The organism is Hydrogenophaga soli (assembly GCF_054777695.1).
Genome location: NZ_BAAHAK010000003.1, coordinates 1 through 23,362 on the forward strand (window position 1 = coordinate 1; position 23,362 = coordinate 23,362).

Here is a 23,362-nt window from a genome sequence, read left to right on the forward strand (position 1 = left end):
CCACCACTTGGCTCACCACTTCCCCACCTTGCACGGCCACGGTGGAGGCGCTCATGGCCAGTTGGTTGGCCTGGCGGGCGTTGTCGGCGTTTTGTTTGACGGTGGAGCCCAGTTCTTCCATGCTGGAGGCGGTCTCTTCCAGGGCGCTGGCTTGGCTTTCGGTGCGGCCCGAGAGGTCTTGGTTGCCTTGGGCAATCTGCGTGGAGGCCGTGGCCACGCCGTCCGAGCCTTGGCGCACCGAGGAGACCACGCGGATCAGGGATTGCTGCATGCGTGCCAGCGAGGCCATCACGCTGGTGGTGTCTGTGGCAGAGACGTTCAGGCGTTCGCTCAGGTCACCGTCGGCCACTCGGCCCAGGGCGTCGGACAGTTCGGACGGTTCGGCGCCCAGTTGGGCCAGGATGCTGCGAGCCAACAAGAAACCCAAACCACCCGCCAGCACAAACAACCCAATGCCACCAAACATCAATGTGTTGGTGGTGGTGGACGCCGTCGAGTCCAACGCCTTGGAACGGGAGCCAAGCAGTGCGGACTCAGCTTTCTCAAATTCGGCGACCCCTGCGCGAAAGGCATCCATCGCAGCCTTGTCTTTGGCGGCCCCGAACTCTTTCAGAAGGTCCTCCAGAGGAACCTTGCCAGCAGTGACCTCACGCCGCAAGGCAACCAGAGCCCCGGCCACATCCATGAACTGTTTGTGGTTGCCCATCATCTTGTCAAGGCGTCCTTGCTGCGATGGGTTGTCCGAGGTCAGCGCCTTGGCTTCGTTAAAACTGGATGAGAAAGCCAGCTGCCCTTGTTTGAACGGTTCGAGAAACTTGTCGTCGCCACTGGCGACAAACCCACGCAGCCCGGTCTCGATGTTGACCATGGCCAACAACATCTTGTCGGAAGCATCCAGCACCTGGTAGGTGTGGGTGTTCCAACCCACTGTTTCAAGCAACTTGTTGGTGTTGACCAAAGCCACCCCCATCAGCAGCCCGGCCAGCACCAAGATGCTGGAAAACGTGGCGATCAGCTTCTTTTTCAGTGTCCAGTGAGCAAACATGTCCCCTCCAAAAAATGAGACTCAGAATTCAGTGAAAACCGACATCCAGTATAGGAATCCGTACCACTCCAGCCATCCTCTTTTGGCCTTTTAAGAAATCAGTTGCCGGTGCGTGACAGTTTTTTCAGGGTAAACCCGCGAACGCAGTTCTGCCTGGGCAAGGCCGATGACTTTGGAGGGGAAGTAGAAGATTGGCTGACGAGGTCGACGCGTGGTTTTGCCCTCAGGGCCGCGCCAGCGCGTCCCGCACTGCGGGCAGTTGGCGCCGCGACACCGCCAACAACTCGGGCACCCCCTGCACGCGCAAGGCCCAGCCTTCTCCGCCCTCGGCGGGATCGTGGTGCTTTTCCAGCGCCCGGATGGCGTGGCGGGCCACCAGCGCGTTGCGGTGGATGCGCAGCCAGTGCTCGCCATGGCGCTCTTCGAATTCGGCCAGCGAGCCGTCGTAGATCAGGTTGCGCTGCGCGGTGCGAACGGTCACGTACTTGAGTTCGGCCTTGAGGTACAGCACCTCCATCAACGGCACCCGCTCGGTGCGGCCCCGGTCGTGGATGACGATCACATCCCGCGCCAATGACGCCCCTGAATTTGAAGAAAAATCAGGCTCTGGCGCTTTATTCAATTGAACACTTCGCTCTGCTTTTTTAAGCGCTGCCTGCAAGCGCTCCAGCCGCACGGGTTTGGTCAGGTAGTCCACCGCGTCCAGCTCGAAGGCCTGCACGGCGTGCTCGGCATGGGCGGTCACGAACACCACCGCGGGCGCGGGCGTCAGCGCCCGCAGGGTGTGGGCCAGCTTCAGGCCATCGGCCCCGGGCATGTGGATGTCCAGCAGCACCACGTCACAACGCTGCCCAGCCAAGGCGGCCAGGGCCGCCGCCGCATCGCCCGCCTCGGCCACCACGGTGGCCCCCGGTTCGCGGCAGTCGCCCAGCAAGGTGCGCAGGCGCTGGCGGGCCAGGGGCTCATCGTCCACCACACACACGTTCAACACGGTCGTTGGCAAGGTCATGACAAAGGCACCTCCAGGCGGGCTTGAAACACCCCATCAACCTGCGCCGTGCGCAGGCTGGCTTGCAAATCGTGCATCAGCGCCAAGCGCTCTTTCACGTTGGACAAGGCCAGCCCCATGCCCGGCTCGCCGGACCCGGCGGGCACGGTGTTGGTGACCTTGATCAGCACATGCTCCCCACGGCGCTGGGTGCTGATGCGGATGTCGGCCCCCTCAGCGCTGGGTTCCACGCCGTGCTTGACGGCATTTTCCACCAGCGGCTGCAGGATCAGCGGCGGCAACCGGGCGCCGTGGGTGGACGGGTCCAGCGCCAACTCCAGCCGAAGGCGTGGACCAAAACGCACCTGCTCGATGGCCAGGTAACGCTCGGCCAGCTGCAGCTCTTCGGCCAGCGTGGATTCGGTGTGGGGGTTGGCCAGGGCACTGCGGAACAGCTCGCTCAGGTCTTCCAGCATGGCCTCGGCCCGCGCGGGTTCGGCGCGGATGAGGGCAATGGCGCTGTTGAGGGTGTTGAACAAAAAATGCGGCCGAATGCGCGACTGCAACTCGGCCAAACGCGCCGACGTGCCCGCAGGCAACTGCGCCCGCGCCCGCCACACCAAACCGGCCACCAGCACCCCGGCCATCAAGGCCCCGGCCAGCACACAGGCCAGCCAACGCGGCCCGGAGGTCAGCCCCAGCCACACCAGCAGTGCTTGCGCAAACGCCCCGGCCACCGCGCCCAGGCCCACGCCCACCGCGGCCTGTACGGGCATGGACCACCGCCCCAAGCCCTGTTTGAGCAGGCAGGCCGTGGTCAACCACAGCAACACCGCCGTCTGCGCCGACACGCTCCAGGCCAGCAACTCCAGCAGCCCGTCCCACCCCAGGGGCGTGGCAAACAGGCTGCCCACCCCCACCACCGCTTGCACGAACAACACCGCCCGCAGCACCACGCCCACATGGCAGGCGTCAAACACCAAGGGACGCACCGCGCCCACCGCCCAGGCGTTCGGCCCGGGCACGGGGTGCAGCGTCGATAAAATCTCGGTGTCTTTCATGGGGCTCCCGGTCGGGTGCGTGGTGCACAGCAGGATCGTGATCAATTGATTATTGGTCAGACACGCCCCACAAGCCAGCCTACACCATGTCCACCCCCAACCAACTCGACACCAAATCCCAAGCCTGGTCCGCCCTGTTCTCCGAACCCATGAGCGAGCTGGTCAAGCGCTACACCGCCAGCGTGTTCTTCGACAAACGCCTGTGGCAAGCCGACATCCAGGGCAGCCTGGCCCACGCCGAAATGCTGGCTGCGCAGAACATCATTTCTGTAGCAGACTTCTCAGCCATACAAAGCGGCATGGCCCAAATTTCTTCGGAAATTGAGGCGGGCACCTTCGAGTGGAAGCTGGACCTGGAAGACGTGCACCTGAACATCGAAGCCCGGCTGACCCAACTGGTGGGCGACGCGGGCAAGCGCCTGCACACCGGCCGCAGCCGCAACGACCAGGTGGCCACCGACGTGCGCCTGTGGCTGCGCAGCGAGATGGACATCATCAGCGGCCTGCTGACCGAGGTGCAGACCTCGCTGGTGGACGTGGCCGAAAAGAATGTGGACGTGATCCTGCCCGGCTTCACCCACCTGCAAGTGGCCCAGCCCGTGAGCTTTGCCCACCACCTGCTGGCCTATGTGGAAATGTTTGCCCGCGACGCCGAGCGCATGGCCGATGTGCGTCGCCGCACCAACCGCCTGCCGCTGGGCAGCGCCGCTTTGGCCGGCACCACCTACCCGCTGGACCGCGAGCGCGTGGCCCGCACCCTGGGCATGGTGGATGACGCGGGCAACGCCCAGGTGTGCCAGAACAGCCTGGATGCCGTGAGCGACCGCGACTTCGCCATCGAATTCACCGCCGCCGCCAGCCTGTGCATGGTGCACATCAGCCGCCTGAGTGAAGAGCTGATCGTGTGGATGAGCCAGAACTTTGGCTTCATCAAGATTGCCGACCGCTTCACCACCGGCAGTTCCATCATGCCGCAGAAGAAAAACCCCGACGTGCCCGAACTGGCCCGCGGCAAGACCGGGCGCGTGGTGGGCCATTTGATGGGCCTCATCACCCTGATGAAGGGCCAGCCCCTGGCCTACAACAAGGACAACCAGGAAGACAAAGAGCCGCTGTTCGACACCGTGGACACGCTGAAGGACACGCTGCGCATCTTTGCCGAAATGATCGGCGGCCAGCTCAACCCCGCCACCGGCCAGAAGGAAGGCGGCATCACCGTCAACCCCTCACCCATGCGTGCCGCAGCCCAAAAGGGCTATGCCACCGCCACCGACCTGGCCGACTACATGGTGAAAAAAGGCCTGCCCTTCCGCGACGCGCACGAGGCCGTGGCCCACGCCGTCAAGGTGGCCAGCCAGCAAGGCAAGGACCTGAGCGAGCTGACCCTGGCCGAGCTGCAATCGTTCAACCCCGCCATTGAGGCCGATGTGTTCGATTGCCTGAGCCTGGAAGGCAGCCTCAACGCCCGCAACACCCTGGGCGGCACCGCCCCGGTCCAGGTGCGCCAGCAACTGGTGCGGCACCGGGCGCGGCTGGCGGGCTGAAGCGCCCGAACCTTCAACGCTCAATCCCCGGCCAGGCGCCCCAGCAGGGTGATCTGGTCGATGCTTTCGTGCATGGCGTCCATGTTCTTGGCCATGTCCTTCAGGTTGCCCAGGCACACCGCAATGTTGCGGCGCTCTTCTGCCGTGTCCGCGCTCATGGTGGCGATGCGCTCGGCGGCTGAAATGCTCTGCTGAGCCATTTCCTGCGTGGTGTCCACCGTGCTGGTGGCCACGCTGCGGATGCGTGAGATGGCCGCCACCGCCGCATTGATGTCGTTGCGGGTGGCGTCGGCCTGGTCTTTGGACGAGCGGGCCAGGCGGCGCACCTCGTCGGCCACCACCGCAAAGCCCCGGCCCGTGTCACCGGCTCGCGCTGCTTCCACCGCGGCGTTGAGGGCCAGCAGGTTGGTCTGATCGGCAATGCGGCTGATGCCCGAGGTGATCTGGCTGATGCCCTTGGAAATGCGCTCCAGCTCGGTCAGCTCCTGCTCCAGGTGGTCTTGTGCCGCCCGGGTCTGGGTGGCCGACCCGCTGAGCGAGCGAATGCTGTTTTCCGCCACGTCCAGCGCTTGCGATTGCGTCTGTGTGGCGTGTTCCAGCTGCGGCAAGGCCTGCAGCAACGGCGCCACACTTTCCTGGTAGGCCACCACACGCTCCATCATCCCGGCCTGGATGCGGTGCATGGCCTCCCAGCGGTACAGCGCCCGCTGGGTGTAGTGCCCGGCATAGGCGGCGTAGGTGGCCGGAAAGCCTGCCATGGCGCGCACGTCGCGGTCAAAAAACACCAGGGCCGACAGCGTCTGGTTGATGGGCACGCCCAGGATTTCGCCAAAGCTGGAAAAACCCGCCGCCGCAATGCGCTCGAAAAAGCGGGCCTGCCCCACCGCCGTGGCATTGTTGACGCGACGCAGCACACAGTCGTTCAGCAGCAGCCCCACGGGCTGGGGCTTGTGGGCCATGAACTGCGTCCAGTCCTTCTGGGTGCTTTCGGCAAAACCCGTGGCCCGCATCAGGTGCAGGCGGTCGCCAAACTCCAGGTCGCAAAAGAAGGTGATGTGGTCGTCCTGGATGCTGGCCACCGAGCGGATGAAGTATTCGTCATCCACCTTCACGGCAAAGGTGTGCTCATTGAGTTGCTGCGACAGCTGGTCCGGGCGGCAATGGAACTGCTCGCACAACACCTCCACCACCGGACGGGGGCGTTGCTGGGCATCAAACACCGAGGTGACGGTGCGGGCCACTGGGTCGGCCTCGGCCACCAGCCAGCTGTGGGCGGTGGCGGCAAAGTTCTGGCTCTTGAACGGCGCAAACGACTTGCCCTTGGCCATTTCGCAAAACACCAGCAACGCCTTTTGCTGGTGCACCCCAGCCGCGGTGCCGATGTAAGTGGCCTTGAAATCCAGCGAGCCCCCAGCCGACCCGCCAATGGCCAGGCACGGAAAACGCCCGCTGGCGTACCAGGCCTGCATCAAAAAACCCTCGGAGGCGGACAGCCCGTCGCAATACACCAGGGCAAAGGTCCGGTCGGCGGACAGCGGCAGACGCAGTGGCAGGCGGTCCAACTCGCGCTGGATGGCGGTCACGCGCACCTTGGCCGAGGGTGGGTCGTTCACATGCAAGTCCACCAGGTGAACCTCGTGCTGTCCCACCAAGCCCTTGGGCAGCCACAACCAGCTGCCCTCCTGGCCCGAAGCGTCGCAGTAGGTGGACGCCGCGCGGGCACTGCACAGGGCGCCGCTGGACGACAGCGTCAGCACCGTCATGCCCGGCGTGGCCAGCTGCTGCCAGGCACTGTTGACGCGGGCAAAGTCCGCCTGGGGCGGCACAAAGGCCATCAACACCCCACCACCCCCCTTCACCCCCAGGCTGCGCAGCGAGCGGGGCGGTTGGTTGCAGTCGAACGTGCCACTGGCGGGTGATGCGGAAGACAAAAAGGGCAGCAGGGACATGGGCAGGACTCGCGGTGAACCAGACCAGAAAAACCTGGGTTCCACCATGGTTGCGGCCTTGCGCCGGGCGCTCGTTGATTTACGTCAACGGAAACCGCCAACTGTCAAAACGTGGAACACCGTCACGCGGCAGGCGTTGGAGCCGGATCGGCGGGGGGGCTGCGTGGCGTCACCACCGCCGGGCGCGTCTGGTGGTTGAGGTGGGCGGCCTCGTGTCGGATGGCGTCGAGCGTGGCCTGCTTGGTGGCCTGACCCACGCTCAGGTTGTAGGCTTCGCGGCCCGCACCAACGGCCATGATGTCGGCAGACAGCCGCCCGGCCTGGGCGAGGTTCTGGGCGGCGGCTTTCGCAAATTGGGGGCTCACCACCTGCACCTCGTTCCACTCGACATACAGGCTCTGTGCGGGCAGTGCGGCAAGAACGGCCTCGGTGACCACGCGCCCCTCGCCACCGGGCGAAAACTTCTTCTGGGCATCCAGCATCCTGTCCATGGCCTGCCGCCCCGACGTGGCATCGAAGGTCTCCATGGGCTTCATGGCGTCACCCAAGGACGCATAAACGCTGTCGCCACGCCTGACCGCGGGGCCGTTGGCCCAGCTGTCCATCACCACGGGCGGAGGACTTTCCGCAACGTTCTGCGTCGTGCCGTCCTCTTGCTTGTTCCAGCCCGTCCTCGGTCGGCCATGGGCTTCCGAAAACGTGTGGCCGGTGGGGCCGTTCAACGACGCCATGGCGGCTTGATCAAGGTAGACCGTTTGGGTGCGCTCTCCAGGGCGCAGCTTGGGGGCGTGCAGGCGCGAATTGATGCCCCCATGCTGATCGCAGCTGCCAGCTCCATACGCCAGTGCGGTGCCCCAACCGATGTCGTTGCCAAGCCGCTGCTGGATGCCATACGACACCATGGTCCGTTGTGCACTGGCACCCCCGGTCAGCTCGACATCCTGGAGGATGTTGCCGCGCCCGTGCTTGAGCGCCAGGCGCGTCTGATGCATGGTCTGGCTGGCCTGCGCCAGCCGCCGCCGATCCACCGGATGATCGACAGGGTCGCCATTGAGTTTGGCCCCCAGCTGGTAGCCCGCCTGCTGCGCCTCGTGGTGCCGCAGGGGCTGCGTTCGGCTGGGCGAAGCCGTGGCCACAGCCGCCGGGCCGTTCCACTTGCCCGTGGCCACAAAACCCCCGTCGGCGGTCTGGGTTCCCAGATGCATGGCCAACGGGTTGGCAATCGGCTGATTCTTCCCCGCCGTGGTGCGTGGCGGGACGCTCAGCCCGTGCGCCGACAGCGCAACGCGGGGGCGCAAGTCCGCGGGGGCCTGGGGAGGCCCTCCGGCAGACGGCACCACCGTCAGTTGTGCCAGGCGCGGTGCCAGACCTTCAAACCCGGAGCCGCGAGTGGACCGTTCGGGCAATGGCGAGGGGTGGCTCGGCCCGTGCTCGCCATGAACCGCAGGCGGGGTGATACCGGGCGCGGACGCGGTGCGATTGATGACGGTCATGTTCCACCCTGGACAGAAGCACTGCCACGCGTACCGACCGATGGCAAAGGAAATTCAGGCGACTCAGGCAAGCCCCCAGCATCCAGGCATTGGCCCCTGAAGGATCACCCCCAAGCGAAAACACGCATTCGCACGCGAATGCCATGGCCGCATCCGTGTCGCCCGGGACACCCCCACCGGGTTGGCCGTGCTCAACGCCCTGTGGCTGGAAATGCGGCACGAGGAGGCTTGAATGCCTCAGCCCTGGGGCGAACGGGGCGACGCATGCACATGCGCCACCGCCGCCTCAATGGCCGCCTGGATGGCTTTTTTCGCCTGCGGGCTGTTCTTCCAGCAGCTGGAGCCCGTGAGGGCCGCCCCCTGGCGCAGCACATCGGTGGCATCGGCCTCGGCCAGCTGCGCCAGCGACGCCAACCCCATGCTCTCCAAGCGCAGCACCACGGTAGGGCCCACGCCTTTCACCGCCAGCAACACGTTTTTTTCAGCTTCTGAGAAAGGCATTTTTACTCCCAAATTCATAGCTATTTACGCTTTCATAAAAAGCGCCAGGTGCCGTTTTGATTCACAACTTTTCCGCCACCCAGGCGCTCAGGCGGCTGGCGGGTTGGGCCAGTTCCTCCACCACGCTGAAGTGGTTGAGCCCCGGCAGCACCTCGGCCACGGGGGCCGCGGCCTCGCCCCAGGCTTGGCGCAACAGGCCGTTCTGGCGCAGGAATTCTTCACTCTCGTCGCCGCCCACCACCGCGGTCAGCGGTCCGCCGGTGGGCGGGTGGTGGATGGGGCTTTGGGCCTGGGCCTCCTCGGGCGACAACCGCAGGTCGGCCAGGAAGGGCGTGTGTGCAATGGGGGCCAGGTCGAACAGGCCGCTGATGCTCACCCCGTGCCGCACGGGTGACGTGCCCCCCGCCTCCGTCGCCACCCCCAGCGCCTGCCAGTGCGCCAAGGGCGTGGCCAGCAGCATGCCCACCCCATGCCCCCCGGCAGAATGACCCGCCACGGTGATGCGCTGCGGGTTGCCGCCGTGGCGGGCAATGTGCCGCCACGTCCAGGCCACGGCCTGCTGCATTTGCGCGGTGATGGTGCCGACCGTCACCGCCGGGCACAGCGCGTAGTTGGGCACCACCACGATGGCACCCGGGCCAACGGCGGCATTCACCCACGGCGGGGCGATGAAGCTGTGGTCGGCCTTGTCCAGCGCCCGCCAGTAGCCGCCGTGCACAAACACCAGCACCGGCCAGCCCCCGGCAGGCGGCGTGGCGCTGGCGGGCGGGGTGAACACGTCCACCGTCTGCGCGGCGGGGCTCAGGCCGGACTGGTCCATGTAGGGCACATCCAGCACGGCCTGGCCGCGGGCCAGCAACTCGGCGCGGGCGGCGGCGGAGTCGGCGGCCCAGCGCTGGAGGTGCTGCACCGCCTGGGGCACGCGGGCGCGGTTGTTGTACTGGGCGTCCAGCCAGGCAGGGGAGCCGGGGGAATCGGGGGCGGCGGTGGATTCGGTCATGGAGGACTCCAGGGACTGGGCGTCAAACCCCCAGGTAGCGGTGCCACAGCGAGGGGTCGGCGGCCAGCGCGGCAGACGGTCCCTGCCAGGCCACCCGGCCTTTTTCCAGCACGGTGTGGTGGTCGGCCAGCTGGATCAGGCGCTGGATGTACTTGTCGATGACCAGGATGGTCTGCCCCTGCTGGCGAAGCGTGTCCAGGCAGCGCCAGATGTCCTCGCGGATCAGCGGGGCCAGGCCCTCGGTGGCCTCGTCCAGGATCAGCAGGTGGGGGTTGGTCATCAGCGCCCGGCCCACGGCCAGCATCTGCTGTTCACCCCCCGAGAGCTGGTTGCCCATGTGGCCCAGGCGTTCGCCCAGGCGGGGAAACAGGTGCAGCACCCGCTCCAGCGTCCAGGGCGTGGCCTGGGCGCTGACGCCGTTGCGGCGGGCGGCAAAGGCCACCAGGTTTTCGCGCACGCTGAGGTTGGGAAACACCTGCCGCCCCTCGGGCACCACGGCCACACCCATGCGGGCGATGCGGTCGGGGGCCAGGCCGTCGATGCGCTCGCCCAGAAAACGCAGGCTGCCGCCCTCCCGGTGGCCGTTGGACGGCATCAGCCCCAGGATGCTGCGCACCGTGGTGGTTTTGCCCATGCCGTTGCGGCCCACCAGCGTGGCAACCTCGCCCACGCCAATGCGCAGGCTCACCCCGAACAGCACCTGGCTGGGGCCGTAGGCGGCTTCCAGGTCACTGACCTCAAGCAAGGCCGTCATGCGTGTTCCTCCCCCAGGTAGGCGCGTTGCACCTCGGTGTTGGCGCGGATGGCGTCAGGTGTGCCGGTGGCGATGACGCGCCCGCCCACCAGCACCGAGATGCGGTCGGCCAGGCGGAAGACGGCGTCCATGTCGTGCTCCACCAGCAGCAGCGTGGCCTCGCCGCGCAGGTCGGCCAGCAGGTCCACCATGCGTTCGCCTTCCTCGGGACCCATGCCGGCCAGGGGTTCGTCCAGCAGCAGCAGTTTGGGGCGCAGCGCCAGGGCCAGGCCCACCTCCAGCTGCCGCTGTTCGCCGTGCGACAAGGCCCCGGCCAGGGTGTGCAGCGCCGCGCCCAGGCCCACGCGCTCGGCCACCTCGGCGGCTTGCTCGTAGCGTTCGGTGTGTGAGCGGGCGGGTTGCCAGAACTGCCGCAGCAGCCCCCCGCCGGTGCCCCCCGGCCCGGTCTGGTGGGCCTGCACGGCCAGGGCCAGGTTGTCCAGCACCGGCAGGCGGGGGAAGACGCTGGTGATCTGGTGGCTGCGCACCAGGCCCATCAGCGCCCGTTGGTGGATGGGGGTGTGCGTCACGTCCACGCCGTCGAACACCACGCGGCCCGAGGTGGGGGCCAGCGCCCCCGACAGCTGGTGGATGAGCGTGGTCTTGCCCGCGCCGTTGGGGCCGATGAGGGCATGCACCTCGCCCGCCGTCACGGCCAGGTGGGCGTGGTCGGTGGCGCACAGGCCGCCAAAACGCTTGACCAGGTCGTGCGTCTGCAGAATGTGCGGGTGGTGGGGGTGGCCTTGGGTCATGTCGCTCATGTCATTTCCTGGGCATGAGCAAACTCAGCACGCCATTGGGTGCCCGCAGCACCACGGCCAGCAGCACCAGCCCCAGGCCCAACTGCCAGTGGATGGTGTGGGTGGCCAGCAGTTCTTCGGCCACCAGGAACACCGTGGCCCCCACCAGCCCGCCGTACAGGCGCCCCACCCCACCCAGGATGACCATGACCATCAGCATGCCCGACTGGCTCCAGGCCATGCCCGCCGGGCTGACAAACCCGGCCTGGTTGGCCAGCAGCGCCCCGGCCAGCCCGGCCAGCGCACCGCCCAGCGCAAACGCGGTGAGGCGGATGCGCCGCACCGGGTGGCCCAGCGCAGCCATGCGGGTGTCGTTGTCGCGCACGGCTTGCAGGGCGTGGCCGAACGGCGCGTTGAGCAGGCGGTAAAGGCCCAGGAACACGGCGGCCCCCAGCGCCAGCACGGTGTAATAAAAGGCGTTGTCGCCCGCCAGGTCCACCAGCCCCAAGGTGTTGCGGGCGGCCAGCATCAGGCCGTCGTCACCGCCGTACACCTTGAGCGACACCGCCAGGTAGTACAGCATCTGAGCAAAGGCCAGGGTGATCATGATGAAGTACACCCCCTGGGTGCGCAGGCAGATGGCCCCGATCAGCACCGCCGCCAGCCCGCCCACCAGCGCGGCCAGCGGCCACGCCAGCCAGGCCGAGGCCAGCCCGTACTGCATGAGCACGCCCACGGTGTAGCCGCCCAGCCCCACAAACGCCGCATGGCCAAAACTGACCATGCCGCCAAACCCCAGCACCAGGTTGAGGCTGCTGGCGGCCAGCGCAAAAATGAGGATGCGGCTGGCCACACCCACATAAAAATCCTGCTCCAGCGCTTTCAGAACAAGCGGAAGCAGCAACAAAAACAGGAGCAAAACACCCGCCCAGCGGGGGTGCAGGGGGTGGTCCAGCGGGCTGCGCAGGCTCTGCGCAAGGGAAAGGGTTGGTTTGCCCATGCGTGCCTCAACCCTGCGCCGGAAACAGCCCACGCGGCTTGAACACCAGCACCCCCGCCATGAGCACGTAGATGAGGATGCTGGCCACCGCGGGGCCGGCCTGGTCGGCGGCCTCGGGGCCCAGCGCCAGCCCGAACAGCCAAGGCATGGCCACGCGGCCCAGGGTGTCCACCAGCCCCACCATCAGCGAAGCCAGCAGCGCCCCGCGGATGGAGCCGATGCCACCGATGACGATGACCACAAACGCCAGAATCAGGATGTTCTCGCCCATGCCCACCTGCACCGCCAGCAGCGGCCCCAGCAGGCCCCCGGCCACGGCGCACAGGGCCGCGCCCAGCGCGAACACGCCGGTGAACAGCCGGGACACGTTGACGCCCATGGCCAGCGCCATGTCGCGGTTGGACGCCCCGGCCCGCACCTGCATGCCCAGCCGGGTGCGGGTGACCAGCAGGTACAGCCCCAGCGCCACGGCCAGCCCCACGGCGATGATGAGCAACCGGTAGGCCGGGTAGAAAAAGCCGGGCATCAACTCCACCGGCCCGGCCAAGGCCTCGGGCGGGCTCAGCGGCACGGGTTGCGAACCCCACACCATGCGCACGCCTTCGTTGGCCATGAGCAGCAGGGCAAAGGTGCCCAGCACCTGCGAGAGGTGGTCGCGCCGGTACAAGTGGCGCAGCACCAGCGCCTCCAGCACCACGGCCAGCACGGCCGTGCCCGCCACGCCCGCGGCCAGCGCCAGCACGAACGAGCCGCTGGCCCCGGCCACGGCGGCCACCAGGTAGGCCCCCACCATGTAGAGCGAGCCGTGGGCGAGGTTGATCATGTCCATGATGCCGAACACCAGCGTCAGCCCGGCGGCCAGCAGGAACAGCATCAACCCGAATTGCAGGCCGTTGAGCGCCTGCTCCAGCAGCAGCACCATGTCAGAGGGAGTCAGCGCGGTGAATCAAAGGTCGGCGGGCATCTTGCAATCGCCCACGTAGGCATCGCCGTGTTTTTCGAACACCTTGCCCAGCATGCGGTTGGTGATGCGGCCCTGGGTGTCGCGGGTGATGACGCGCAGGTAGTAGTCCTGGATGGGGAACTGATTGGTGTTGAACTTGAAGGCCCCGCGCACCGAATCGAAGCGTGCCGCCGCCAGCGCCTTGCGCACCGCGGCCTTGTCGGCCAGGTTGCCCTTGACGTCGCGCACGGCGGCGTCCATCAGGCGGGCGGCGTCGTAGGCCTGGGCCGCGTACAGGGTGGGCAGGCGGTGGTATTCCTTCTGGAAGTCGGTCACGAACTTCAGGTTGGCCGGGTTGTTCATGTCGTGCGCCCACTGCGAGGTGTTGAACATGCCCAGCATGGGTTCGCCCACGGCCTTGATGACGTCTTCGTCACCCGAGAAGCCGGGGCCGAACAGCGTCATGTCCTTCGACAGACCGGTGCCCACAAACTGCTTGATGAAGTTGATGCCCAGCCCCCCGGGCAGGAAGATGTAGACGGCATCGGCCCCCGAGGCGCGGATTTTGGACAGCTCGGCCCCGTAGTCCAGTTGGTTGAGGGCGGTGTAGGTCTCCAGCACCACCTCACCCTTGAAGTAGCGCTTGAACCCGGCCAGCGCGTCCTTGCCCGCAGGGTAGTTGGGGGCGAGGATGGCGGCTTTCTTGAAGCCCTTGTCCGTCACCGTCTTGCCCACGGCCTCGTGCATGTTGTCGTTCTGGTACGAGGCGCTGAAGAAGTAGGGGTTGCACTGCGCCCCGGCGTACTGGCTGGGGCCTGCGTTGGCGCTCACGTAAAAGGTCTTGCTGGCAAAAATGGGCTGCCCCACCGCCAGCATGATGTTGGAGAACACCACGCCGGTCATGAAATCGACCTTGTCGCGCTTGAGCAGGCGGTCGGCCGTCTGTTTGGCGGCGTCGGGGCTCATCTGGTCGTCGGCCACGATCACCTCAGCAGGCAGCCCGCCCAGCTGGCCGCCGGTGTGTTTGATGGCCAGGTTGAAGCCGTCGCGAATGTCCACGCCCAACGCGGCCCCCGGGCCCGACAGGGTGGACAACAGGCCCACCTTCACCTTGTCAGCCGCCAGCGCGGTGTGTGCGGTACAGGCCAAAACAGCGGCCAGGGCCAACGGGGCAAGTGCAGGAACAGCGCGACGGGCGTCAGACAACATGGGGGCTCCTCAAGGGGTTCAGGCTGGACAAGGGGCAAAGAACACCAAGCTTACCCGCTTGACCGCTGTCAACGGTGGGGCATGGCGCTTGAGGTAACCTTGCAGCGCATGAGCACCGACACCCTCACCCCGCCTGCTGCCCCTGCCACCGCCGCCCAGCCCCAGGGGCTGAACTGGGCCCCCGGCCTGCACACCGGCGATGCGCGCATGGACGACACCCACCACGAATTCGTGGACCAGCTCAACACCCTGCTGGCCACCCCGTTGCGTGACCAGTTGCCCCTGTACCGCGAGTTCCTGGCCCACACCATCGAACACTTTGCCCAGGAAGAACGCTGGATGGTGGCCACTGGTTTTGCGCCGGACAACTGCCACGCCAGCCACCACGCCACCATCCTCGACACCATGCGGGCGGTGGAAGAGCATTACCTGAAAGGCGACAACGAAATCATCCAGCGCCTGGCCGAGGCTCTGGCGGAGTGGTTTCCGCAGCACGCCGCCAGCATGGACGCGGGCTTGGCGCTGCACCTCAAGAGCGTGGGCTTTGACTCCGCCACCGAAACGCTGGCCGACCCCTCGGTCATCCGCCCCGCCACCATGAGCGGCTGCGGCAGCGTCAGTTGCAGCTGAAGTGTCGGCAGTCCGCGCCGCGGCGATGGCCTCAGATCAAATTATTTCAATCCGCCCACGCAGGCTTTCACGCAAGCGAAGACCATCCATGACTAGCATGCCAAGCCACACCTGACTTTCTGGCTTTGCTTTTGGAGACCGCTGCATGACCGTCATCACCCACATCGAGGACCTGCGCGTCCTGGCCCAGAAGCGCGTGCCGCGCATGTTCTACGACTATGCCGACTCCGGCTCGTGGACCGAAAGCACCTACCGCGCCAACGAGAGCGACTTCCAAAAAATCAAATTCCGTCAGCGCGTGGCGGTCAACATGGAAAACCGCAGCACCGCCACCACCATGGTGGGGCAGGCGGTCAGCATGCCGGTGGCCCTGGCCCCCACCGGGCTCACGGGCATGCAGCATGCCGATGGGGAAATCCTCGCCGCCCGAGCGGCCCGCCAGTTCGGGGTGCCCTTCACCCTGTCCACCATGAGCATCTGCTCCATTGAAGATGTGGCCAAACACGCCGGTGAAGGTTTCTGGTTCCAGCTGTATGTGATGAAGGACCGCGACTTCATCGAGCGGCTGATCGACCGCGCCAAGGCCGCCCATTGCGGGGCCCTGGTGCTGACGCTGGACCTGCAAATCCTGGGGCAACGGCACAAGGACCTGAAGAACGGCCTGTCCGCACCGCCCAAGCTCACGCTGGCCAACATGGTCAACATCGCCACCAAGCCCCGCTGGGCCCTGGGCATGCTGGGCACGCCGCGCCGCCAGTTCGGCAACATCGTGGGGCATGTGAAGGGCGTGGCCGACATGGGCAGCCTGTCGTCGTGGACGGCGCAGCAGTTCGACCCGGCCCTGAACTGGGGCGATGTGGAGTGGATCAAGAAGCGCTGGGGCGGCAAGCTCATCCTCAAAGGCATCCAGGACAACCTGGACGCCCGTCTGGCGGTGGACAGCGGGGCCGACGCCCTCATCGTCAGCAACCACGGGGGTCGCCAGCTGGACGGGGCCGAAAGCAGCATCAACGCCCTGCCCCGCATCGTGGCGGAGGTGGGCAACCAGATCGAGGTGCACATGGACGGTGGCGTGCGCAGTGGCCAGGACGTGCTGCGCGCCTGGGCCCTGGGGGCCAAGGGCGTGTACATCGGCCGCCCCTTCCTCTATGGCCTGGGGGCCATGGGTGAGGCCGGGGTCACCAAGTGCCTGGAAATCATCCACAAGGAACTGGACCTGAGCATGGCCTTCAGCGGCCACACCCAGTTGAAGAACGTGAGCCGCGACATCCTGCTGCCGGGCACCTTCCCCACCGCAGGCTGAACCGGCTGCATCGGCTGACGTGGCCTGCGCGCCACCCGTGGCGTGAAACGTGTCACGCCCCCGCCCCCGAGGCCAGCCCCTGTGCTGGCCTCTGGCGTTATGGGGTACGATGATTTGCGCCTTGCAGTCGCGGGGCGAAGCTTTCAGTCCAACAAAACCGCCACCCGAGTATTCCGATGAGCAACCCCAAATACAGACTGGTCACCCGCAGCGACTTTGACGGCCTGGTGTGCGCCGTGCTGTTGAATGAACTGGGCCTGATCGACGAAATCAAGTTCGTCCACCCCAAGGACATGCAGGACGGCAAGATCGACATCACCAACCGCGACATCACCACCAACCTGCCCTACGTGCCCGCGGCCTACCTGGCGTTCGACCACCACGAGTCGGAAACCATCCGCAACGCGGGCCACCACCCCAACCACATCATCTCGGCCACCGCCCCCTCCGCGGCGCGGGTGGTGTACGAGTACTACGGTGGCGCCAAGACCTTCCCCAACATCTCCGACGAGATGATGGACGCCGTGGACAAGGCCGACTCCGCCCAGTTCACCCGCGACGAAATCCTGGAACCCCGCGGCTGGGTGCTGCTGAATTACCTGATGGACTCGCGCACCGGCCTGGGGCGTTTTCGCGAGTTCCGCGTCAGCAACTACCAGCTGATGATGGACCTCATCAAGTACTGCCGCAACCACACCATTGCCGAAATCCTTCAGCTGCCCGACGTGAAGGAACGCATCGACATCTACCACGCCCACGCCGACCTGGCCCACGACCAGCTCAAGCGTTGCAGCCAGGTGCATGGCAACTTGGTGGTGCTGGACCTGCGCCACGAAGACACCATCTGGGCCACCAACCGCTTCATGATTTACGCGCTGTACCCGCAGTGCAACATCAGCATCCACGTCATGTGGGGTGTGCAGAAGCAGAACACCGTGTTTGCCACCGGCAAGTCCATCCTGGACCGCAGCAGCAAGACCGACGTGGGCGCCCTGATGCTGACCTTTGGCGGCGGTGGCCACCAGGCCGCTGGCACCTGCCAAGTGGCCAATGACCTGGCCGAAGGCACGCTGGCCAAACTGATCGACCGCATCAACGCGGACGGCTGAAAGGAACCCTCATGAGCATGCTCAAAGAATTCAAGGAATTTGCCGTCAAAGGCAATGTGGTCGACCTGGCCGTGGGCGTGATCATCGGCGGGGCGTTCGGCAAGATCGTCAGCTCGCTGGTGGACGACGTCATCATGCCGCTGGTGGGCCGCGTGGTGGGCAGCCTGGACTTTTCCAACCTGTTCGTGGTGCTGGGCAAGGTGCCCGACGGCGTGGGCCTGACGCTGGCCGAGTTGAAAAAGGCCGGTGTGCCGGTGCTGGCCTACGGCAACTTCATCACCGTGGCCGTGAACTTCCTGATCCTGGCCTTCATCATCTTCATGATGGTCAAGCAGATCAACCGCTTGAAGCGCGAAGAACCCGCTGCCGAACCCGCGCCCGAGGTGTCACCGCCCACACCGGAAGACATCCAGCTGTTGCGTGAAATCCGGGACAGCTTGAAAAAATAAGAGCATCCTACGCTTGTATGCAAAGCGCTAGAGCCGATTTTCTTTGTTGAAAATCGGCTTTTTTCTTAACCCGGAGAAAGGACAACGCCATGAAACCCGTCGTCTCGCTCATCGGCCTGGGTCTGACCCTGGCCTGCGTCTGGCCCGCCAGCGCGCAGCAGGGGCCGCGCATCAAGGAGATGAAGCCGGGCAAATACGCCTACAGCATCGAGATGCAGAACCCGGGCATGCCCATGAAGATGCCCCCCATGACCTTCACCCAGTGCGTGACGCCCAAGGACATGGACGAAGGCCGCGCCTTCCAGGCCCAGAAGGACGCAGGCGTGGACTGCACCTACAGCAACATGAACAGCAGCGCAGGACGCTTCCAGTTCAGCGCCAGCTGCAAGATGCAGGGCGGCATGTCCATGGAGGCCGACTACGACGGCACCGTGGCCGGTGACGTGGTGACCCTGAACGTCAAGCAAAAAATGCAGGGAGGCCAAATCCCCGACAACATGCGCCACTCCACCATGAAGATGGTGATGACGCGCCAAGGCGACTGCTGAGGCGTCAGCCCGCCTCAGGGTCCGCCTCGGGGCCCGCCTGACGCGCCCAGTCCACCGCCGCCAGAAGGCTGGACGGGTCGGCCCGCCCGGTGCCCGCCAGGTCAAACGCCGTGCCATGGTCGGGGCTGGTGCGGATGAAGGGCAGGCCCAGCGTCACGTTGACGCCCTGCTCCACCCCCAGGTACTTCACGGGGATCAGGCCCTGGTCGTGGTACATGGCCACCACCACGTCAAACTCGCCGCGCCGCGCCCGCATGAACACCGTGTCGGGCGCGAACGGGCCATGCACATCCAGGCCCTCGGCCCGGGCCTGGGCCAGCGCCGGGGCGATGGTGTCGATCTCCTCCCGCCCGAACAAGCCGCCTTCACCCGCATGGGGGTTGAGCCCCGCCACCGCAATGCGCAGCCCCCGGCCCCGGTGCTGCTGCACCGGCTGCAAGGTGCGGTGGGTGATGCGCAGGGTGTCCAGCACGTTGTTGAACGTCACCGCATCCAGCGCCTGGCGCAGGCTGATGTGGATGCTGACCAGCACGGTTTGCAGCTCGGGGTTGGCCAGCATCATGCGCACGGGCACCTGCCCCACCGGCAGGCCCGCATGCTCGGCGGCCAGGGCTTGCAGGTACTCGGTGTGGCCGGGGTGGTGCAGCCCCGCGGCGCTGAATGCCTCTTTGTGAATGGGGGCGGTCACCACGCCCGCGGCCTGCCCGTTCAAGGCCGAACGGGCGGCCCAGGCAATGCTCTCGGCGGCCATGCGGCCCGCTTCGGCACTGATGAGCCCCCACGCGGGCAGCACCCCGTGGGCGGCGGGTGCACACGCCTGCACCACAGGCACGCAGCGCGGGGGCAGCGCCGTCGGCGCACCCAACCCGGCCAAGGCGCTGGCGGGGCCTACGGCGTGGCCCGCGGGTGTGCAGTCGGCCACCGGCAGCAAGCCGCCCACGGTGGCGGCGGCACGGCGCATGACAGCCACGTCACCCGCCACCACACAACCGGCCATGCGCTCGGGCGCATCGCGAAAGGCCAGGGCAATGATCTCGGGGCCGATGCCCGCAGCATCGCCCTGGGTGATGAGCAAGGGAAGGGTCATGGGTCAGGCCGGGTTGTCGATGTCGATGAAGGTGTGGCGCAGGCCCAGCGTGGCGGCCAGGTGGTCCCCCACGGCCTGAACGCCGTAACGCTCGGTGGCATGGTGGCCGCAGGCCAGAAAGGCCACGCCGCACTCCCGCGCGTAGTGGGCCTGGGGCTCGGAGATTTCACCAGTGAGGAAAGCGTCGGCCCCGGCGGCCATGGCCGCCTCAAAGTAGCCCTGCGCCCCACCGGTGCACCAGGCCACGGTGCGCACGGGTCGGTCGGTCTCGCCCACGCAGGTGACGGCGCGCCCCAGGCGCTGCTGCACGCGCTGGGTCAGGTCGGCCACGGAAAAGGTGGCTTGGGCACCATCCCCCACGCGTCCCAGAAAACCCAGGCTCTGCTCGCCAAAACGGCGAAAGCCCTGGGCAGCCCGGGCGTCGTCGGCAGGCAGGTCGGACTCGAACCCCAGCACCCGCGCCAATTGGGCGTTGTTGCCCAGCATGGGGTGGGCGTCCAGCGGCAGGTGGTAGGCCAGCAGGTTGAGGTCGTGCGTCATCAGGGTTTTGATGCGGCGGTGCATCCACCCGGTGATGCGCCCCTCGTACCCCCGCCAGAACAGCCCGTGGTGCACCAGCAGGGCATCGGCCCCCACCTGCACCGCGGCCTCGATCAGCGCCAGGCTGGCAGTGACCCCAGTCACCAGGTGGCGCACCGTGTCTTTGCCCTGCACCTGCAGCCCGTTGGGGCCGTAATCACGAAAAAGGCCCGGGCTCAGGACGTCGTCCAGCCGGGCCAACAGGGTGTCCCGCCCCATGCCGACTCCGCCTGAATGAAGCGAAGAAAACGAAGCCGGTGGGGAGGGTGTTGTGGAATTCATGGGTGGATTGTGCCAAGGGCACCCCACCCGGCCCCATCAGGGCTTGGCTTTGGCCGCGGCTGCAGCGTCTTCGTTCATCTTGCGGGTGAAGTACCGGATGTACCAGCCCGCCATGCCCAGGGTGATGGTCAGCACCACCACACTCAGAAGGCCATAGTCGGTGGAAAACAAATCGACGAGTGCTTTCATGGGATTTCTCCTTCCGTGTCAGTTACACGCCAGCCATTGCACCCCCGTTCCAGGCCCGCCGGATTGACCAAAATCAACCCCACGTTTGACAGGGTTGATCTGGATCAGAAGTCGGGTGAATTGGTTTTCGAACGGCCCCATTTGAGACCTGCCCGTCGGTGTGCGGGACAATACCGCCATGTCCCAGTTTTTCGAAGTCCACCCCGACAACCCCCAGCCCCGCCTGCTCAAGCAGGCTGTGGCCTTGCTGGGCCGGGGCGGTGTGCTCGCCGTGCCCACCGACTCCAGCTACGCGCTGGTGTGCCACCTGGACGACAAGCCCGCCGCAGACCGCCTGCGCCGCATCCGCGGGGTGGACGACAAGCACCACCTCACGCTGCTGTGCCGCGACCTGTCGGAACTGGCCAACTACGCCCGTGTGGACAACCGGCAGTTCCGGCTGCTGAAAGCGGCCACCCCCGGGGCCTACACCTTCATCCTGGAGGCCAGCAAGGAAGTGCCGCGGCGGGTGAGCCACCCCTCGCGCAAGACCATCGGCCTGCGGGTGCCGGACCACCGGGCGCTGCAAGAGCTGCTGACCCTGCATGGTGCGCCCCTGTTGGCCACCACACTCATTCCCCCGGGTGAAACGGACGCCTTGAACGACCCGCACGACATCCGCGACCGCTTCGAGCACGAGCTGGCCGCCGTGATCGACGCCGGGGCCTGCTCGCTGGAACCCACCACCGTCATCGACCTCACCCCCATGGGCCAGGGGGACGAACCCGAGGTGGTGCGCCAGGGTCAGGGGCCGTTGGCCCCGCTGGGTTTGGACTGACGCCACGCCCCAACACCGAAAGCCTTTCGCATGGACTTTGCCGACATCATCCAGACCGTGGCCATTTACGCCCTGCCCGTGCTGTTCGCCATCACGGTGCACGAGGCGGCGCACGGCTACGTGGCGTTCAGGCTGGGCGACGCCACGGCCTACATGCTGGGCCGCGTCACCTTCAACCCCGCCAAACACATCGACCCCGTGGGCACGGTGCTCATGCCGCTGGTGCTGTACTTCGCCACCTCGGGTGCCTTCCTGTTCGGATATGCCAAACCGGTGCCCGTCAACTTTGGCCGCCTGCGCCACCCCAAGCGCGACATGGTGTGGGTGGCCCTGGCCGGCCCGGCGTCCAACTTTGCCATGGCGCTGGCCTGGTCGGTGTTGGCCTATGCGCTGGTGGCCTTGGGGGTGACCGAGCGGTTTTTCCTGGAAATGGGCCGCGCCGGCGTGCTGGTCAACCTGGTGATGTTTGCGTTCAACCTGTTTCCCATTCCACCCTTGGACGGTGGCCGCATCCTGGTGGGCTTGCTGCCGATGAAGGCGGCGCTGGCCCTGTCCCGGCTGGAGCGCTGGGGCTTTTTCATCGTGATGGCGCTGGTGGTCAGCGGCGTGCTGGGCAACCTGTGGATGCGCCCGCTCATGGCCGTCACCGCCGGGGCGCTGGACCTGATGCTCGCCCCCCTTCGCGCCTTGCTGTTTTAGCCCAAAAAAATCAATTTTGATAGCTGCTTTCGCTTGATTTGAAAGCGGTAGAGCCCAATTTTCTTGTTGATTCTGTCATGACCACTGTCCCCACCCGCGTCCTCACCGGCATCACCACCTCCGGCACCCCCCACCTGGGCAACTACGTGGGCGCGGTGCGCCCCTCCGTGCAGGCCAGCCACCGCGCCGGGGTGCAGAGCTTTTACTTCCTGGCCGACTACCACGCCCTCATCAAGACCGGCGACCCGGCACGGGTGCAGCGCTCCACACTGGAGATTGCCGCCACCTGGCTGGCCGCCGGGCTGGACCCCGACAAGGTGCTGTTCTACCGCCAGTCCGACATCCCGGAAATCCCCGAACTCACCTGGTTCCTCACCTGCGTGTGCGGCAAGGGTTTGCTCAACCGCGCCCACGCCTACAAGGCCAGCGTGGACAAGAACACCGCCGCCGGTGCCGAGCCCGACGACGGCGTGACCGCCGGCCTGTTCATGTACCCGGTGCTGATGGCCGCCGACATCATCCTGTTCAACGCCCACCAGGTGCCGGTGGGGCGCGACCAGATTCAGCACATCGAAATGGCCCGCGACATGGCCGCCAGCTTCAACCACCTGTACGGCGAACACTTCACGCTGCCCGAGGTGGTCATTGACGAGCAGGTGGCCACCCTGCCCGGCCTGGACGGTCGCAAGATGAGCAAGAGCTACGACAACACCATCCCGCTGTTCGCCCCGCGCGAACAGCTGCGCAAGCTGGTGATGGGCCTGCTGACCGACTCCCGCGCCCCTGGCGAACCCAAGGACACCGAGGGCAGCGCCCTGTTCCAGATCTACCAGGCCTTTGCCACGCCCGAGGAAACCGAGGCCATGCGCCAAGCCTACGCCAGCGGCATCGCCTGGGGCGAGGCCAAGGAACGGCTGTTCGAACGCCTGGACGCCGAAATCGCACCCATGCGCGCCACCTACGAACACTTCATGGCCCACCCCGAAGCCGTGGAGGCCATCCTGAAAAAAGGTGCCGAAAAGGCCCGTGCCATCGCCACACCATTCTTGCAACGCCTGCGCCATGCGGTGGGTTTGCGCAACCTCGCCCAAGCGGGTGGCAGCACCCAGACGGCCAAGGCCGAGAAAGTGGCCTTGGTCACCTTCAAGCAGTACCGCGAAAAAGACGGCCTGTTTTACTTCAAGCTGGCCGACGGCTGCGGGCAACTTCTGGTGCAAAGCACCGGGTTCGACCAGCCCAAGGTGTGTGGTGCCGCGATTGCCCGCCTGCAGGCCGAGGGCAGCGCAGCACTGGCAGAACTGGGCCAAAGCCTGCAACCCGGCGTCACCGCCCAGGCGCTGGATGCCGCCCTGGCCGCCTTACGCGAAGCCAAGGCCGCGTGACGATGGGCCGCCACCAGACGCC

Annotated in this window: 24 protein-coding genes; 9 read left to right on the forward strand and 15 right to left on the reverse strand. The window is 66.3% G+C overall.

Annotation, left to right across the window (positions count from 1 at the left end):
• From ACYVB7_RS05820 to ACYVB7_RS05830, 3 genes are all read right to left on the reverse strand, one after another.
• On the reverse strand, positions 1-1,045 hold a 1,045-nt coding region (locus tag ACYVB7_RS05820; protein ID WP_460505716.1), incomplete at its 3' end, for a methyl-accepting chemotaxis protein.
• Between the two features lie 223 nt (positions 1,046-1,268).
• The gene (locus ACYVB7_RS05825) at positions 1,269-2,054 is read right to left on the reverse strand and encodes a LytR/AlgR family response regulator transcription factor (protein WP_460505718.1); all 786 of its coding nucleotides are present in this window, start codon (positions 2,052-2,054) and stop codon (positions 1,269-1,271) included.
• Positions 2,051-3,094 (reverse strand): sensor histidine kinase, encoded by a 1,044-nt coding sequence (locus tag ACYVB7_RS05830; protein ID WP_460505719.1) that lies wholly within the window; start codon positions 3,092-3,094, stop codon positions 2,051-2,053. Before ACYVB7_RS05830 ends, ACYVB7_RS05825 begins: the two co-directional genes overlap by 4 nt.
• An 86-nt stretch (positions 3,095-3,180) precedes the next feature.
• Between ACYVB7_RS05830 and argH the strand changes: the two genes are divergently transcribed.
• Positions 3,181-4,638 (forward strand): argininosuccinate lyase, encoded by a 1,458-nt coding sequence (argH, locus tag ACYVB7_RS05835; protein WP_460505720.1) that lies wholly within the window; start codon positions 3,181-3,183, stop codon positions 4,636-4,638.
• Positions 4,639-4,658: 20 nt separating this feature from the next.
• Here argH and ACYVB7_RS05840 read toward each other — a convergent pair whose 3' ends face one another.
• From ACYVB7_RS05840 to ACYVB7_RS05880, 9 genes are all read right to left on the reverse strand, one after another.
• Positions 4,659-6,587, reverse strand: coding sequence for a methyl-accepting chemotaxis protein (locus ACYVB7_RS05840; protein ID WP_460505721.1), 1,929 nt, complete (start codon positions 6,585-6,587; stop codon positions 4,659-4,661).
• A gap of 122 nt (positions 6,588-6,709) precedes the next feature.
• Positions 6,710-8,080, reverse strand: coding sequence for a hypothetical protein (locus tag ACYVB7_RS05845; RefSeq protein WP_460505722.1), 1,371 nt, complete (start codon positions 8,078-8,080; stop codon positions 6,710-6,712).
• A gap of 237 nt (positions 8,081-8,317) precedes the next feature.
• The gene (locus tag ACYVB7_RS05850; protein WP_460505723.1) at positions 8,318-8,581 is read right to left on the reverse strand and encodes a helix-hairpin-helix domain-containing protein; all 264 of its coding nucleotides are present in this window, start codon (positions 8,579-8,581) and stop codon (positions 8,318-8,320) included.
• Between the two features lie 61 nt (positions 8,582-8,642).
• Positions 8,643-9,581 carry an alpha/beta hydrolase gene (locus ACYVB7_RS05855; RefSeq protein ID WP_460505725.1) on the reverse strand — a complete coding sequence of 313 codons (939 nt, stop codon included), beginning with the start codon at positions 9,579-9,581 and terminating at the stop codon, positions 8,643-8,645.
• 22 nt (positions 9,582-9,603) lie between these two features.
• Positions 9,604-10,335 (reverse strand): ABC transporter ATP-binding protein, encoded by a 732-nt coding sequence (locus tag ACYVB7_RS05860; protein WP_460505726.1) that lies wholly within the window; start codon positions 10,333-10,335, stop codon positions 9,604-9,606.
• On the reverse strand, positions 10,332-11,126 hold the full coding sequence (locus ACYVB7_RS05865; protein ID WP_460506259.1) for an ABC transporter ATP-binding protein: 795 nt from the start codon (positions 11,124-11,126) through the stop codon (positions 10,332-10,334). Before ACYVB7_RS05865 ends, ACYVB7_RS05860 begins: the two co-directional genes overlap by 4 nt.
• Positions 11,127-11,136: 10 nt before the next feature.
• The gene (locus ACYVB7_RS05870; protein WP_460505728.1) at positions 11,137-12,114 is read right to left on the reverse strand and encodes a branched-chain amino acid ABC transporter permease; all 978 of its coding nucleotides are present in this window, start codon (positions 12,112-12,114) and stop codon (positions 11,137-11,139) included.
• A 7-nt stretch (positions 12,115-12,121) separates the two neighbouring features.
• Positions 12,122-13,036 (reverse strand): branched-chain amino acid ABC transporter permease, encoded by a 915-nt coding sequence (locus ACYVB7_RS05875; RefSeq protein ID WP_460505730.1) that lies wholly within the window; start codon positions 13,034-13,036, stop codon positions 12,122-12,124.
• 24 nt (positions 13,037-13,060) lie between these two features.
• Complete coding sequence (locus ACYVB7_RS05880; protein WP_460505733.1) at positions 13,061-14,266, reverse strand: ABC transporter substrate-binding protein; 1,206 nt, start codon at positions 14,264-14,266, stop codon at positions 13,061-13,063.
• A 108-nt stretch (positions 14,267-14,374) separates the two neighbouring features.
• Here ACYVB7_RS05880 and ACYVB7_RS05885 point away from each other — a divergent pair, with 108 nt between their 5' ends.
• The 5 genes from ACYVB7_RS05885 (at position 14,375) to ACYVB7_RS05905 (ending at position 18,305) form a co-directional block, all read left to right on the forward strand.
• Entirely contained in the window at positions 14,375-14,896 is a 522-nt protein-coding gene (locus tag ACYVB7_RS05885) for a hemerythrin domain-containing protein (RefSeq protein ID WP_460505735.1), read from the forward strand.
• Positions 14,897-15,041: 145 nt separating this feature from the next.
• Positions 15,042-16,199 carry an alpha-hydroxy acid oxidase gene (locus tag ACYVB7_RS05890; protein ID WP_460505737.1) on the forward strand — a complete coding sequence of 386 codons (1,158 nt, stop codon included), beginning with the start codon at positions 15,042-15,044 and terminating at the stop codon, positions 16,197-16,199.
• Positions 16,200-16,375: 176 nt separating this feature from the next.
• Entirely contained in the window at positions 16,376-17,308 is a 933-nt protein-coding gene (locus ACYVB7_RS05895) for an exopolyphosphatase (protein ID WP_460505739.1), read from the forward strand.
• Between the two features lie 11 nt (positions 17,309-17,319).
• Entirely contained in the window at positions 17,320-17,757 is a 438-nt protein-coding gene (gene mscL / locus ACYVB7_RS05900; protein ID WP_460505740.1) for a large-conductance mechanosensitive channel protein MscL, read from the forward strand.
• Positions 17,758-17,846: 89 nt separating this feature from the next.
• Positions 17,847-18,305, forward strand: a complete 459-nt coding sequence (locus ACYVB7_RS05905) for a DUF3617 domain-containing protein (RefSeq protein ID WP_460505742.1) — start codon at positions 17,847-17,849, stop codon at positions 18,303-18,305.
• A gap of 4 nt (positions 18,306-18,309) precedes the next feature.
• On the opposite strand, the gene pdxA is transcribed toward ACYVB7_RS05905, so the two are convergent.
• From pdxA to ACYVB7_RS05920, 3 genes are all read right to left on the reverse strand, one after another.
• Positions 18,310-19,392: a PdxA family dehydrogenase gene (gene pdxA / locus ACYVB7_RS05910; RefSeq protein ID WP_460505743.1), complete on the reverse strand. Its 1,083-nt coding sequence runs from the start codon at positions 19,390-19,392 to the stop codon at positions 18,310-18,312.
• A gap of 3 nt (positions 19,393-19,395) precedes the next feature.
• A complete protein-coding gene (locus ACYVB7_RS05915) occupies positions 19,396-20,190 on the reverse strand; it encodes a Nif3-like dinuclear metal center hexameric protein (RefSeq protein ID WP_460505744.1) in 795 nt (264 codons plus the stop codon).
• Positions 20,191-20,289: 99 nt separating this feature from the next.
• The gene (locus ACYVB7_RS05920) at positions 20,290-20,442 is read right to left on the reverse strand and encodes a DUF3149 domain-containing protein (protein ID WP_460505745.1); all 153 of its coding nucleotides are present in this window, start codon (positions 20,440-20,442) and stop codon (positions 20,290-20,292) included.
• Positions 20,443-20,620: 178 nt separating this feature from the next.
• On the opposite strand from ACYVB7_RS05920, the gene ACYVB7_RS05925 reads away from it, so the two are divergent.
• From ACYVB7_RS05925 to ACYVB7_RS05935, 3 genes are all read left to right on the forward strand, one after another.
• A complete protein-coding gene (locus tag ACYVB7_RS05925; protein WP_460505747.1) occupies positions 20,621-21,259 on the forward strand; it encodes an L-threonylcarbamoyladenylate synthase in 639 nt (212 codons plus the stop codon).
• A 30-nt stretch (positions 21,260-21,289) separates the two neighbouring features.
• Positions 21,290-21,958 (forward strand): site-2 protease family protein, encoded by a 669-nt coding sequence (locus tag ACYVB7_RS05930; RefSeq protein ID WP_460505748.1) that lies wholly within the window; start codon positions 21,290-21,292, stop codon positions 21,956-21,958.
• 77 nt (positions 21,959-22,035) lie between these two features.
• On the forward strand, positions 22,036-23,340 hold the full coding sequence (locus tag ACYVB7_RS05935) for a tryptophan--tRNA ligase (protein WP_460505750.1): 1,305 nt from the start codon (positions 22,036-22,038) through the stop codon (positions 23,338-23,340).
• Positions 23,341-23,362 lie beyond the last annotated feature (22 nt).